We start from the raw sequence: 13783 nt of genomic DNA, 5'->3' as shown, positions 1-13783 counted from the left end.
GACCCATGCCGGCGATGCCGTACCAGACCGCGCGTTTGGCGCTTTCCTGGTTCGAAAGCCCGCCGAGGCTGAGGATGAAAAGAACAGCCGCAACAACATAGGCGGCGGTGGTGAAACCGTAATCCATTTTTACCTGCCTCGCTTCAAGATTTCTGGAACATGGCGAGCATGCGCCGGGTGACGAGGAAGCCGCCGAAGATATTGATCCCGGCCATGAAGACGCTGAGCGCCGCCAGCAGGATCACCAGCCAGCTGCCGGAGCCGATCTGCATCAAGGCGCCCAGGATGATGATCGAGGAGATCGCGTTGGTCACCGCCATCAGCGGCGTGTGCAGGCTGTGCGCCACGCCCCAGATCACCTGGAAGCCGACAAAGCAGGCCAGCGCAAAGACGATGAAGTGCTGCATGAAGCTGACCGGCGCAAACAGCCCGACCAGCAAGAGCAGCGCGCCGCCGCCGGCCAGCAGGGTGACCTGGCTCCTGGTCTGCGCCTTGAAGGCCTCGATCTCCTGGGCCCGCCTCTCCTCCGGCGTCAGCTCCGGCACGGTTTCCTTGGGCTTGGCCGCAATCGCCTGCACCTTGGGCGGCGGTGGCGGGAAGGTGATCTCGCCCTCAAACGTGACGGTCGCGCCGCGGATCACGTCGTCCTCCATGTCGTGGTTGACCTGACCGTCTTTCTCGGGTGTCAGGTCGGCCATCATGTGGCGGATGTTGGTGGCATAAAGCGATGAGGACTGCGCCGCCATCCGGGACGGGAAATCCGTATAGCCGATGATGGTGACGCCGTTGTCCGTCACCACCTTCTCGTCCTTGACGGTGCCTTCCACATTGCCGCCGCGTTCGGCGGCCAGGTCGACGATCACCGAGCCCGGCTTCATCGCTGCAACCATGTCCTCAAGCCACAGCTTGGGCGCCTCGCGGTTGGGGATCAGCGCGGTGGTGATGACGATGTCCATCTCCGGCGCCAGCTCGCGGAACTTGGCCAGCTGCGCCTCGCGGAACTCGGGCGAGGACACAGCCGCATAACCGCCGGTGGCGGCGCCGTCCTGCTGCTCCTCCTCGAAGTCCAGATAGACGAACTCGGCGCCCATCGATTCCACCTGCTCGGCCACTTCGGGACGGACGTCGAAGGCATAGGTGACGGCGCCCAGCGAGGTCGAGGTGCCGATGGCGGCCAGACCGGCAACACCGGCGCCGACCACCAGAACCTTTGCCGGGGGCACCTTGCCCGCGGCGGTGATCTGGCCGGTGAAGAAGCGGCCGAAATTGTTGCCCGCCTCGATCACGGCGCGGTAGCCCGCGATGTTCGCCATCGAACTCAGCGCGTCCATCTTCTGCGCGCGGGAGATCCGCGGCACCATTTCCATGGCGATGACATTGGCCTTCTTCGACTTGGCCAGCTCCATGCCTTCCTCGTTGCCCGCCGGGTTGAAGAAGGAGATCAGCGTCTTGCCCTTGGTCAGCCGCTTCAGCTCGGTGGCATCCGGCTGGCGCACCTTGGCGACGATATCGCAGGCCTTCCACAGCGCCGCCGGGGTCTTGATGATCTCCACCCCCGCGGCCTCATAGGCGGCATCGGAAAACCCCGCCGCAGCCCCGGCCCCGGCCTCGATCGCGCAATCGTAGCCCAGCTTCTGCAGCTGCGCCGCAGACTCCGGCGTCATCGCAACCCGGTTCTCGCCGGGCGCCAGCTCTCTTGGCGTTCCAATCAGCACGGCCGTTATCCTCCCATTGCGCCGGACCCGTCTCACGGGTGAGTCGGACGGCGTCATTCATCATGTTTCTCGTTTTTTACCAGCTAGTCAAATTTTTAGTATGCAGTCAATTAAAATCTAATCCCTAAGCGATTATATAGTTTTGTTTCGTTTATTATCTAAGGCTTGAATGATTTTGCGTCACATTTTTTTATCTAGTAGTCAAATTTTCAGTTGACAGAATCCGAGGCTCCCACAAACCTAGATGCAGGAGGAGCCCATGAACATTCAACTGACAAAACCGAGTGAATCCTGGGCGGTGACCGGGGACCTGCATGCCTTGATGGCCCACGCCCGCCAGATCCGCGATGCCCATTGGGGGCGCACCGTCACCTATTCCCGCAAGGCCTTTGTGCCGCTGACCAACATGTGCCGCGACACCTGCGGCTACTGCACCTTCGTCAAGCATCCCGACTCGCCTGAGGCGAACATCATGACGCCGGAGCAGGTGCTGGCCACCGCCCGCCGCGGCGAGCGGGAAGGCTGCAAGGAGCTGCTGTTCAGCCTCGGCGAAAAACCCGAATTGCGCTACGAGAAGGCGCGCAAGGGACTGGAACGGCTCGGCTATGCCAGCCTGACCGCCTATCTGGCCGAGATGTGCGCGCTGGTGCTGCGGGAAACCTCGCTGCTGCCGCACGTCAATGCCGGCACGCTGACCAGCGACGAATTAGACCTGCTGCGGCCGGTGTCCGCCTCAATGGGGATGATGCTGGAAACCGTCAGCCGCCGCCTGACCCGTAAGGGCCAGCCGCATTATGCCTGCCCCGACAAGGTTCCGGTGCAACGGCTGCGCACGCTGGAACGGGCGGGCGAGAAGAAAGTGCCCTTCACCACCGGATTGCTGATCGGCATCGGCGAGACATTTGCAGAGCGGATCGAGGCGCTGCACGCGATCAACGACGCCCACAGCCGCCACGGCCACATCCAGGAAGTGATCATCCAGAACTTCCAGCGCAAGCCGGATATCGCCATGGCGAACCACCCCGAGCCTTCGCTGGACGACATGCTGCGCACCATCGCGGCAGCCCGCATCATCCTGTCGCCGGACATCAGCCTGCAGGCGCCGCCGAACCTCAGCGCCCGCCACCTGGCCTATCTGGACGCAGGCATCAACGACTGGGGCGGGATCTCGCCGGTCACCATCGACTTCATCAACCCGCAGCATGAATGGCCGGAGATCCGCCGGCTTGCCGCCTCCTGCACCCAGGCCGGGTTCCAGCTGCGCGAGCGGCTGACGGTCTACCCCAGCTACCTGGCCGCCGGCAGCGGCTTCATCGACCCGGAAATTCTGGCCCGCGCCTCCGGCATGGCGCAGGCCAACGGCCTGGCACGCGACCAGCAGCACATGGGAGAAACAGCATGACCATCCAGCCCCCCGCAGAGAAGTTTGCCGCAGTCCCGGCGGCCGTCAGCGCCGCCTCCGCTCCGGTCCGCGCCATTCTGGAGATGGCTCTGGAAGGCGGCGAGGTGTCCGAGGCCGAGGGCATCGAACTGTTCCGCGCAACGGGCGCCGATGCAGAAGCGGTCTATGCCACCGCCGACGAATTGCGCCGCCGCGCCAACGGCGACCGGGTGTCCTTCGTGGTCAACCGCAACATCAACTTCACCAACATCTGCTACATGGGCTGCCGCTTCTGCGGCTTTGCCAAGCGCAGCGAGGACAAAGACGCCGAGTGGCTGGAGCCCGCGCAGATCGTCGAGCGCGCGCAGCAGGCCTGGGACCGCGGCGCGACCGAGGTCTGCATCCAGGGCGGCCTGCACCCAAAGATGGAGGGCACTTATTACCGCGACATCATCCGCGCCATCAAGGCGGCGCTGCCGGACATGCACATCCACGCCTTCTCGCCGTTTGAGATTTGGTACGGCGCCTCCAAGACCAAGATGTCCTATCATGACTTCCTGGCCGATCTGAAGGCGGCGGGCCTCGGCTCGATGCCGGGCACCGCGGCGGAAATCCTCGATACCGAAGTGCGGATGCAGCTGACCAAGAACAAGCTGAGCGCAGAGAAATGGGTGGAGATCATCCGCGCTGCGCATGAGGTCGGCATCCCCACCACCGCCACCATCATGTACGGCCATATCGACGGGCCGGAGCATTGGGCGGCGCACATCCGCCTTTTGCGCGACATCCAGAAAGACACCGGCGGCTTTACCGAACTGGTGCCGCTGTCCTTTGTGCACACGGAATCGCCCCTTTGGGCGCAGAACCCGGACACCGTGCGCCCCGGCCCCACCGCGCTGGAGGTGGACCTGATGCACGCGGTCTCGCGCATCATGCTGCACGGCTGGATCGACAACATCCAGGTCAGCTGGACCAAACTGGGCGCGGCGCGGGCGCAGGAGATGCTGGCGCGCGGGGTCAATGACCTGGGCGGCACACTGATGAACGAAAGCATCTCGCGCGCGGCCGGGTCGGACCACGGCCAGGAAATCACCGCCCGCGAGCTCGCGCAGATCATCCGCGCCGCGGACCGGGTGCCGGTGCGCCGCAGCACCATCTACGAGGTGCGCGAGGTCTATGAACACCACGACCCCGAGGTGATCGCGCCGCTGGTGGACCGTCAGGGCCGCGACCCGCTGGCGTTTCTGGAGATGTTCCCGGAACGCACCGTACTGGAGGCCGCGGAATGAATGGCGCAGGCAAATTCAAGGTCACGCTTCTGGCCGGCGGCGTCGGCGGCGCCAAGATGGCCGAAGGGCTGGCAGCCTCGCCGGATGTGCAGTTGTCGGTGATCGGCAATGTGGCCGATGACGATGCGTTTCACGGCCTCTGGGTGTCGCCTGACATCGACACGCTGACCTACAGCCTGGCCGATGTGATCGACCGCAATCAGGGCTGGGGCGTCGCGGATGAAGGCCACCGGGCGCTGGAAACGCTGAACAAGCTGGGCGCAGACACATGGATGTCGCTGGGCGACCGCGACTTCGGCCTGCACATCTACCGCACAATGCGCCGCCTGCGCGGCGACCGGCCCAGCGATATCGCCGCAGATGTTGCCCGCGCCCTTGGGGTCAGCGCAGAAATTCTTCTGCCCACCGATGACACCGTGCAGACCCGGGTGCGCACCGATGCGGGCTGGCTGAGTTTCCAGGAGTATTTCGTGCGCGAACGCTGCGCGCCTGAGGTCCGGGAACTGGCCTTCGACGGCCTCACGCAGGCCCGCCCGGCGCCGGAGGCGCTGGAGGCCATCCGCGCGGCAGAGCTGATCGTGATTGCCCCGTCCAACCCGCTGGTCAGCATCGCCCCGATCCTCGGCGTGCCGGGAATTGCGGACGCCGTACAGGCCTCTGCCGCCCGCAAGATCGCTGTCAGCCCCTTCATCGCCGGCAAGGTGGTCAAGGGACCGGCGGACCGGATGATGCAGGCGCTGGGGGAGAAGGCCGACGCAATCGGCGTTGCCCGCCGTTACCGCGGGCTGGCTGATACGCTGGTGATCGACCACGCCGACACCGGCCTGGAAAATGCCATCCGCGCCGAGGGGCTGGAACCGGTCTGCAGCCGCATCCTGATGAAAACCCAAGAGGACAAGGCCCGGCTGGCCCGCGAGATCACCGATCTGGCCTTTGCCCCGGCCCAGCTGGAGGCCAGCGCATGAGCGGCAAAACAAACAGCGGCAAGCGGCTGGCCGTGATCCCGATGAAGGATCCGTCCAAGGCCAAGACCCGGCTCGCCGTCGCCCTCACCCCGCAGGAGCGCAGGGTGCTGGCGGAGGGGCTGTTCCAGGCCACCGTCGCAAAACTGCAAGAGGCCCTTGCCCGGCTCCCCGCCGGCACAGCGGATATTGCCGTGGTCTCCCACAGTCCGGTGATTGCCCGGATTGCCCGGCAGGCCGGCCTTATCTGCATCGACGACAAGGACCCCGGCTCGCTGTCGCTGGCGGTGGAGGCCGCCGCCGTTTGGGCGGCACAGCAGGGATACAGTACGCTTTGCGTTCTGCCCGGCGATCTCGCCGCCCCGTCCACGGACGACCTCACCCGGCTGCTGGCACTCCCGCTGGATAACAACAGCGCGCTGTTCTGCCCGGCCAAGGATCTGGGGACCAATGCACTGCTGGCGCCCCTGCCCTGCCCCTTCCCGTTCCACTACGGGCCGAAGTCTCTGATCGCGCATCTGCACGCGGCAGAAGCCGCCGGGCTTTGCCCCCGGGTGCTGCCACTGGCCAGCCTCCGCATTGACGTCGATACAGCCGAGGATCTTGATCACCTCCTGGCCCATAACCCGCAGGCGCTGACGCGGGAGGGCACGCGATGAGCTCTGCCGTCTCTCTGACCGCCATCCCCGGCGTGCCGGATATCCGGAACGGCGACGATCTGAGTGCCATCCTGGGCGATTGCCTGGACCGGGCCGGCATGCCGCTGAAACGCGGCGACATCCTGTGCGTCGCACAAAAGGTCTTTTCCAAGGCGGAGGGCTGCATCATCCCTCTGGCCTCAGTGACGCCCTCGGCGGAGGCGCTGAAATACGCCGAAGAGCTGAACAAGGACCCCCGCAAGGTCGAGATCGTCCTGCGCGAAAGCACCCGCGTGGTGCGCGCCTTCCGCCGCCCGGACCAGAACGAGGGCACGATGATCTGCGAACACCGGCTCGGCTTCATTTCGGCCAATGCGGCAGTGGATGAATCAAACTTCGGCGAAGAAGACGCCGCCATGGTGCTGCCGCCCGACCCCGACGCCAGCTGCGCCCGGCTGCAGCGGGACCTGTCGCACCGCTTTGACGCCGAAATCGGAGTGGTGATGACCGACACCTTCGGCCGCCCCTGGCGGCTGGGCCAGGTCAATGTGGCGATCGGCCTGTCCAAAGTGCCCGCCACCATCCGCGAACAGGGCAACACCGACGCCTGGGGCCGCCCGCTGCAAGTGACCGAACCGGCACTGGCCGATGAAATCGCCGCCGCCTCGGGACTGGTGGTGCGCAAGAACGGAAAAACTCCGGCGGTGCTTCTGCGCGGGCTCGACTGGCAGCCCGCCGACAGCCGCGGCGCCGACATACTCAGAAAAAAACAGGAGGATATGTTCCGATGAGGATCGCAATCATTGGCGGCACCGGGCCGCAGGGACAGGGGCTGGCGCTGCGCTTTGCCCGCGCAGGCATCAATGTGGCGCTCGGCTCACGCGACGGCGAACGCAGCGCAGGCATCGCGGCGGATCTGATGGCGAAACTGCCCGCAGGTTCCGCCGAAATCACCGGCCTCGACAACGAAGCCGCCACCGCAGCGGCAGATGAGATGGTCATCCTCGCGGTGCCGTTCTCGGCCCATAACGCCACGCTGGAAACGCTGAAACCCGCATTGGCCGGCAAGATCCTGGTCGACATCGTGGTGCCGCTGAAAGAGGGCGACCCCAAGAAGGTGGACATGCCGCCCGAAGGCTCCGCCACCGAGGCCGCGCAGGCGCTCCTGGGCGACGAGATCCCGGTGATCGGCGCGCTGCACAACGTCTCGGCCACCACGCTCAACAACCTCGACTGGCCGATCAACTGCGACATCCTGGTCTGCGGCAACAGCCTGCCCGCCCGCAAGAAGGTGATCGAACTGGTCGGCGCGCTGGATGTCCAGGCCTACAACGCCGGCGACTCAGAGGCTGCCCGCTGCATCGAGGCGATCACACCGATCCTGATCCGCCAGAACATTTCCAAGGCGGTGCCCTTCACCCATGCGGGCATCCGCATCTGGGCCCCCGATCACTGAGATTCCAACGAGGAGGAAAACACACATGGAATTCGGTATTTGCTTCAAGGGCTTCGTTGAGCCCGAACGCGCCCGCGCCCTGGTCCGCCAGGCGGAAAACGCAGGCTTCACCTACTGCTGGTTCTACGACAGCCACATCCTGTGGCGCGAAAGCTTCGTCGCCATGGCGATGTGCATGGAGCACACCACCAACATGCGTTTCGGCCCGCTGGTGACCAACCCGAACTCGCGCGAATGGTCGGTTGCGGCGTCGCTGTTCGGCTCGCTGGCGAAACAGTCCGGCGGCCGTTTCGACATTGGCCTGGGCCGCGGCGACAGCGCCGTGCGGGTGATGGGCAAGAAGCCCTCGACCATCAAGCGGATGGAAGAATTCACTCATGTGGTCAAATCGCTGATCCGCGGCGAGGAAGTGCAGTACGGCGAATGCCCCGAACCGGTTAAATTTCCCTGGGCACAGGGCTACGAGCTGCCGGTCTGGATCGGCGCCTATGGCCCCAAAGCGCTGGCCTCGGCCGGCAAGGTCGGCGACGGCGTTGTGCTGCAGATCGCCGAGCCCAAGATCATCAAATGGCTGGCCGATCAGGCCAAAGCCGGCGGCGAGGCTGAAGGCCGCGACATGTCGAACTACCGCGTCATGGCCGCAGCGCCCGCCCATACCGGTCCGATCGAGGACGGTATCGAAAAGACCAAATGGTTCCCCGCCATGGTCGGCAACCACGTCGCCGACATCGTCGAGAAATACGGCACTAGCGGCGATCACGTCCCCACCAGCCTGACCGACTACATCAAGAACCGTAAGGGCTACGACTATTCCAAGCACGGACAGAGCGATAACCCGTATCTCGACTTCATCACCGAAGACATCGTCAAGAGCTTCTGCGTTCTCGGCACTCCGGATGAGCATATCGCCAAGATCCGCGAGCTGGAGGCCGCCGGCACCACCCAGTTCAATATCTACCTGGACAGCGGCGACGAGGAAAAGATCATCGCCGATTACGGCGACCACATCATCCCGGCCTTCCGCGAGGACAGCACCGTGTCGTCGCCGATGCTGGCTGCGTCGTAACCATCTCCCCTGACGACACAGCCTTTCGGCGGGCAGCCTCCCCTGCCCGCCGCTTTTACCGCCTCTGGCCCCATCTGCACGCCCCGCCCGCTGGCCTTCGCTTACGAGTTGTGCCAAGACAGCGCCGATTCAGATTGATTTGAAATGGCGGATTCCGCATGGCGCGCATGGCATCAGAGAAACCGAAGACCAAGATCCAGCGTCAAAAAACGGAACAGATCATGGCTGCCGCGCTGGAGGTTTTTGCCCGGCACGGCTCTTCCGGCGCCTCGATCAACATGATCGCCAAGACCGCCGGGCTGACCACGCCCAACCTGCTGTATTACTTCGAAAGCAAGGACGCGATCCGGCAGGAGCTGCTGGGCCGCACGCTGCAGTTGTGGATGGCGCCCCTCAGCATGCTCAGCCCGAACGGCGAACCGATCGACGAGATCTGCGATTACATCCGCCGCAAGCTGGAAGTGTCTCGCAACTTCCCCAAGGAAAGCAAATTCTTCGCCAACGAGCTGCTGAGCGGCCAGCCGCAGAACCGCTCAGAAATATTCGGGCCGCTGAAGGACCTCTACAACGCCAAGATCCTGATGCTGGAAGACTGGATGCAGGAGGGCAAGATCGCCACCGTCGATCCGCATCATCTGCTGTTCTCGATCTGGGCCACCACCCAGCACTATGCCGACTTCGATGTCCAGATCGAGGAAATCGCCCCGGCCAAGGCGGCAAACCGCTTTGCCGAGGCAGAGGTCTTCCTGTTCGAGATGTACAGGAAACTGCTCGCGGTCTGAGCGCCCAGTGCGTCCGGCCCTAGCCCCCTTGCCGCGCGGCAGCTGTTGAGGACCGGACCACCAGATCCGATTTCAGCAAGCTCGGCTCCGGCACCTTCTGGGTTTCAACCCAGGACGCAATCGCATCCGCCGCCACTGTGCCCATCCGCGAAACCGGCAGGTGAACTGTGGTCAGTTCGGGATACAAATGGGCAGACCCGGCCAGATCGTCGAGCCCCATCACCGATATTTCCTGCGGCACGGACACGCCCTGGCGCTGCAGTTCGAACAGCACGCCGGACGCCAGCACGTCCGACAGGCACAGAACGGCGCTCGGCTGCGCCTCCGCCTGCAGGATGCCGCGGCCCGCTTCGCAGCCGCCGGCAATGGACAAAGGGACTTCACAGAAGCTCAGGTCAGGCTTCGGGCTGTGACCCTCGAGCCCGTCGATGCGCGCCCGCGTCCGGTCGTTGCTTGCGCTCGGCCCGTGCACAACCGCGATCCGGCGGTGGCCCAGATCCGTCAGATGGGTTAAGGCGGTACGGGCCGCCGCCGCGTTGTCATATCCGATGGTCGGCAGGCGGAAGCCGGGATCGTAGAACGATGTGGAAATCGCCGGCAGCTGGCAGCGCTCGATCAGGCTGTAGAACTCCTCCGCGTGGGTGATGCCGGAGACCAGCAGCCCTTCGGCACCGATATCGACCAGCCCCTTGGCTTTCTCCGCCTCCTGATCCGGGTCATTGTCGGTTGTCGCCACCACCAGCGACAGCCGGTGCGTCGCCAGCCGGCTTTCCATGCTGGCCAGAACGCGGGCAAAGATGGCGTTGTCCAGCGTAGGCACCAGCGCCCCGACAAACCGGGTGCGCCCGGTGTTGATCGCGCGGGCGGCCGCGCTTGGCACCCAGTGCAGGCTGTTCATCGCCTCCTCGACCTTTTTCCGGGTCGCTTCGGCCACGGTTTCCGGTGCGTTCATGACCCGGGAGACCGTCGCGACCGAGACGCCTGCCGCACTCGCGACGTCCCGCAGGTTGGCGCGTTTCCGGGGTGTGTTCCGCTGCATTCCGCCTGCCTTCCTTTTTCGCTCCGGCTTCGTGTTTAACGAAATTCTTGACACATGTAACCAGTTTCATCAACCATGTAACCAGTTACATTCTAAGATTCGGCAAGACAATGACCCGCTACGCAGTCCTGCGCGACTTCGACAACATGGGGTTTCGAACCCCCTCCCGGTCCTTCCCCGGCTTCCCCAAGCCAAGCGAAGGCGTGACGCACCGCCTCGCCCCGCGCGAAGGCCTGATGCAAGAGATGCGGCCGGGGGATCTGCTGTCGTTCACCGGGTCGGACTGCCAGATCGCAGCCTTCGATGCGGCAGGCCGCCCGGCGCTGGTTGCACTGGGGCTGGCGGCAGACGGCACGCTGCACCTGGCGGATTGCGACCCCGGCGCGCTTCTGGGCTGGATCGGTGCCCATGGCGGCGACAGCGCTGCCAGTATCCCCGCCTGCACCCTTGCCGCCGCGGATGAGCCGCTGATCCTGAAAGCCGCCGCCAAGGCCACGGTCTGGGTGTTCCGCCCTGCCCTTTCGGAAAACCTGGTGCACGGCACCGTGTCAGGCGGCGTGAAAATCACCTGGCAGCCCGGGCCGGGCACCGGCCCGCTGCTGCCGCCGCTGCTGGGGGATACCCGCGACGAGTTCACCGTCAGCCGCGGCACTGGCTGTGCCTATGAGGTGAAGCAGGGCGAGATCATCCAGATCATCGACGTGGAGGGGCAGCAGTGCTCCGACTTCACCGCCTTCCGCACCGCCGGGCTGGAGCGCGGCGAGGAGCTGATGATCGACAGCACCGCCACCCGCTCGATGGTGCGCCGCGCCTATCCGGGACCGGGATTGCTGGACAAGTTCTTCGACCCCGGCATGCACCCGATGCTGAACGTGATCCAGGACACCTGCGGCCGCCATGACACCTTCGGCCTTGCCTGCACCGCGCGCGGGTATGAGGAGCGCGGCTTCCCCGGCCATGTGAACTGCTCCGACAACATGTCCCACGCGCTGGCGCCCTACGGCGTGACGCCGCGCGCGGCCTGGCCTGCGATCAATTTCTTTTGGAACACCTGGGTCGACCCGCATTCGCACCACATCCTGACAGAGGAATCCCACTCCCGCCCCGGCGACTATGTGGCGATGCGGGCGCTGGAGGATCTGGTCTGCGTCTCCACTGCCTGCCCGGACGATATCGACCCGATCAACGGCTGGAACCCCACGGATGTGCATGTCCGCATCTACCGCCCAGAAACACCCCTGCGCCGCGCTGTTGCCTACCGCGAAAAGGAAGACGCCCCGATGTCGATCAGCCAGAACTCCGCCTTTCACGAGCGGTTGGAGCCGCTGACCCAGCATTTCGCCCCCGCGCGCGATCTCTGGGCGCCGGTGAGCTTCCCGTCGCATGGCACCACCGGCGAATACTGGGCCTGCCGCAACGCGGTGACGGTTCAGGACATGAGCGGGCTGCGCAAATACGACATTGCCGGCCCCGACGCCGAGGCGCTGCTGCAGCAGGCCACCACCCGCAACGTCGCCAAGCTGGCGGTCTGGCGCGGCTCCTACACGCTGATGTGCGATGAAGCCGGCACGGTGATCGACGACGGCACCCTGTTCCGGCTCGCCCCCGACCTGTTCCGCTGGTGCTGCGGCTCCGAGGAAAGCGGCCGGGTGCTGGAGACGCTGGCGCAGCAGATGGGCCTGCAGGTCCGCATCCACGACATGCGCGGCGCGATGCCGAACCTGGCCATCCAAGGCCCCAGGTCGCGCGACCTCCTGCGCAAGATCGCCTTCACCCAGCCGCATGTGCCGCAGCTGGACCAGCTCAAATGGTTCGGCGTCACCGTGGCGCGGCTGAACGACCGCGAGGGCGCGCCCTTCATGCTGTCCCGCTCCGGCTACACCGGCGAGCTGGGATATGAGATTTTCTGCTCCCAGGCGCACGCTCTGGAAATCTGGGACGCGGTGATGGCTGCAGGCGGGGAATTCGGGATCACCCCGATGGGCTCCGCCGCGCTGGAGATCATCCGGATCGAGGCCGGGCTGGCCGCCGCCAACGCGGAATTTGCACCGGGTGTCGACGCCTTCGAGGCGGGCCTGGGCTTTGCCGTCGACCTGACCAAACCGCAATTCACCGGCAAGGCGGCGCTGGAGCGCAACGCGCGCGAGCCGCGCCGGGTGCTCAAGGGCCTGCTGCTGGGCTGCAGCGACGTGCCGCTGCACGGCAGCCCGGTCTATGCCGGCGAACGGCAGGTCGGCACCGTCACATCGGCCACCCGCTCGCCGACGCTGGAGCACGCCGTCGCCATCGCCCGGCTGGGCATCGAACACGCGGAAAACGGCACCCGGCTGGAGGTCGGCCAGCTCGACGGCCGGATGAAGCGCCTCGGCGCCACCGTCACCGATATCCCCTTCATAGACCCGCAGCGCAAGCGGGCCCGCGCCTGAGGCGCAGAAAACCCACACCAACAGGAGAGAGAAAACAATGAAACATCTTGCGTTAGCCACTGCCATTGCCGCCATGGGCACCGGCGCCATGGCACAGGAAAAAGTCATGGTGGGCGAACCCAGCTGGCCCGGCGCCAAGATCATGAGCCGGATCATAGGCCAAGTGATCGAAACCCGCCTGGGCAGCGAGGCCGGCTATGCTCCCGGCGCCAACGCGGTGATCTTCGCGTCGATGGACGGCGGCCGCGGCGACATCGACGTGCACCCGGATGTCTGGCTGCCGAACCAGGCCTCCTTCACCGACGAATATGTCGACGCCAAGAAGTCCGTGTCCCTGTCCTCCGGCAGCTACGAGGGCCGCGCGGGCATCTGCGTGCCCAATTACATGGTCGAAAAACACAACATCAAATCGATCTTCGATCTGGCCACCCCGGAAGCCCAGGCGCTGTTTGACAGCGACGGCGACGGCATGGGCGAGGTCTGGGTCGGCGCCTCCGGCTGGGCCTCGACCAACACCTTCAAGGTGCGGGTGCGCGACTACGGCATCGAGACCTTCCTGACCCCGACCACCGAAGACGAAACCGTGTTCTATTCCCGCCTCAAGGATCTGGTCGACCAGGAGAAGGGCGCCGCCTTCTACTGCTACGCGCCGCACTATGTGCACGCGCTCTATGACGTGACCATCCTGGAAGAGCCGGAACATGACGCAGCCACCTACAAGATGGTGCAGCCGGATCAGGATGCCGATTGGTACAACAACTCGCACATCTCCACCGGCGAGCCGGTCAAGACCGTGACCGTGGCCTATTCCAACTCGCTGAAGGACCGCAACCCGGCCGCCGCCTCCTTCCTGTCCAGCATCGACATGAGCGCCGACGCTCTGTCCGAGCTCACCTACGAGGTGGTGGTCAAAGGCAATGAAATCGACGCCGTCGTTGCCAGCTGGATCGATGCCAATGGCGATACCGTCGATACCTGGCTCGGCCTGAAATAACGCCCTCCCACACGCGCGCCCCGGCTGCGGTCTGC

The 13783-nt window shown here is 65.0% G+C and carries 12 protein-coding genes; 10 read left to right on the top strand and 2 right to left on the bottom strand.

Annotated elements, in window-relative coordinates:
- Positions 1-143 precede the first annotated feature (143 nt).
- Positions 144-1715, bottom strand: a complete 1572-nt coding sequence (locus AB1A62_RS20440) for a Re/Si-specific NAD(P)(+) transhydrogenase subunit alpha (RefSeq protein WP_366663305.1) — start codon at positions 1713-1715, stop codon at positions 144-146.
- A 259-nt stretch (positions 1716-1974) separates the two neighbouring features.
- Here AB1A62_RS20440 and cofG point away from each other — a divergent pair, with 259 nt between their 5' ends.
- From cofG to AB1A62_RS20400, 8 genes are all read left to right on the top strand, one after another.
- Positions 1975-3117 carry a 7,8-didemethyl-8-hydroxy-5-deazariboflavin synthase CofG gene (gene cofG / locus AB1A62_RS20435; RefSeq protein ID WP_366663304.1) on the top strand — a complete coding sequence of 381 codons (1143 nt, stop codon included), beginning with the start codon at positions 1975-1977 and terminating at the stop codon, positions 3115-3117.
- The gene (cofH, locus tag AB1A62_RS20430) at positions 3114-4385 is read left to right on the top strand and encodes a 5-amino-6-(D-ribitylamino)uracil--L-tyrosine 4-hydroxyphenyl transferase CofH (RefSeq protein WP_366663303.1); all 1272 of its coding nucleotides are present in this window, start codon (positions 3114-3116) and stop codon (positions 4383-4385) included. Before cofG ends, cofH begins: the two co-directional genes overlap by 4 nt.
- Positions 4382-5350 (top strand): 2-phospho-L-lactate transferase, encoded by a 969-nt coding sequence (cofD, locus tag AB1A62_RS20425; protein ID WP_366663302.1) that lies wholly within the window; start codon positions 4382-4384, stop codon positions 5348-5350. Before cofH ends, cofD begins: the two co-directional genes overlap by 4 nt.
- Complete coding sequence (cofC, locus tag AB1A62_RS20420; RefSeq protein ID WP_366663301.1) at positions 5347-6006, top strand: 2-phospho-L-lactate guanylyltransferase; 660 nt, start codon at positions 5347-5349, stop codon at positions 6004-6006. The genes cofD and cofC overlap by 4 nt, the downstream gene beginning before the upstream one ends.
- The gene (cofE, locus tag AB1A62_RS20415; RefSeq protein WP_366663300.1) at positions 6003-6776 is read left to right on the top strand and encodes a coenzyme F420-0:L-glutamate ligase; all 774 of its coding nucleotides are present in this window, start codon (positions 6003-6005) and stop codon (positions 6774-6776) included. The genes cofC and cofE overlap by 4 nt, the downstream gene beginning before the upstream one ends.
- Positions 6773-7441, top strand: coding sequence for an NADPH-dependent F420 reductase (gene npdG / locus AB1A62_RS20410; RefSeq protein WP_366663299.1), 669 nt, complete (start codon positions 6773-6775; stop codon positions 7439-7441). Before cofE ends, npdG begins: the two co-directional genes overlap by 4 nt.
- 25 nt (positions 7442-7466) lie before the next feature.
- The gene (locus AB1A62_RS20405; RefSeq protein ID WP_366663298.1) at positions 7467-8507 is read left to right on the top strand and encodes a TIGR03842 family LLM class F420-dependent oxidoreductase; all 1041 of its coding nucleotides are present in this window, start codon (positions 7467-7469) and stop codon (positions 8505-8507) included.
- A gap of 158 nt (positions 8508-8665) precedes the next feature.
- Entirely contained in the window at positions 8666-9289 is a 624-nt protein-coding gene (locus AB1A62_RS20400) for a TetR family transcriptional regulator C-terminal domain-containing protein (RefSeq protein WP_366663297.1), read from the top strand.
- A gap of 19 nt (positions 9290-9308) precedes the next feature.
- On the opposite strand, the gene AB1A62_RS20395 is transcribed toward AB1A62_RS20400, so the two are convergent.
- The gene (locus tag AB1A62_RS20395) at positions 9309-10328 is read right to left on the bottom strand and encodes a LacI family DNA-binding transcriptional regulator (RefSeq protein ID WP_366663296.1); all 1020 of its coding nucleotides are present in this window, start codon (positions 10326-10328) and stop codon (positions 9309-9311) included.
- Between the two features lie 110 nt (positions 10329-10438).
- On the opposite strand from AB1A62_RS20395, the gene AB1A62_RS20390 reads away from it, so the two are divergent.
- Both AB1A62_RS20390 and AB1A62_RS20385 read left to right on the top strand, forming a co-directional pair.
- Entirely contained in the window at positions 10439-12754 is a 2316-nt protein-coding gene (locus AB1A62_RS20390; protein WP_366663295.1) for a DUF1989 domain-containing protein, read from the top strand.
- Positions 12755-12791: 37 nt separating this feature from the next.
- Positions 12792-13748, top strand: a complete 957-nt coding sequence (locus AB1A62_RS20385) for a glycine betaine ABC transporter substrate-binding protein (RefSeq protein WP_366663294.1) — start codon at positions 12792-12794, stop codon at positions 13746-13748.
- The last annotated feature ends 35 nt before the right edge of the window (positions 13749-13783 follow it).

The sequence above is a fragment of the Leisingera sp. JC11 genome (genome assembly GCF_040704725.1).
Classification (GTDB): Bacteria; Pseudomonadota; Alphaproteobacteria; order Rhodobacterales; family Rhodobacteraceae; genus Leisingera.
This window is presented reverse-complemented; position numbering and strand designations above follow the sequence as displayed.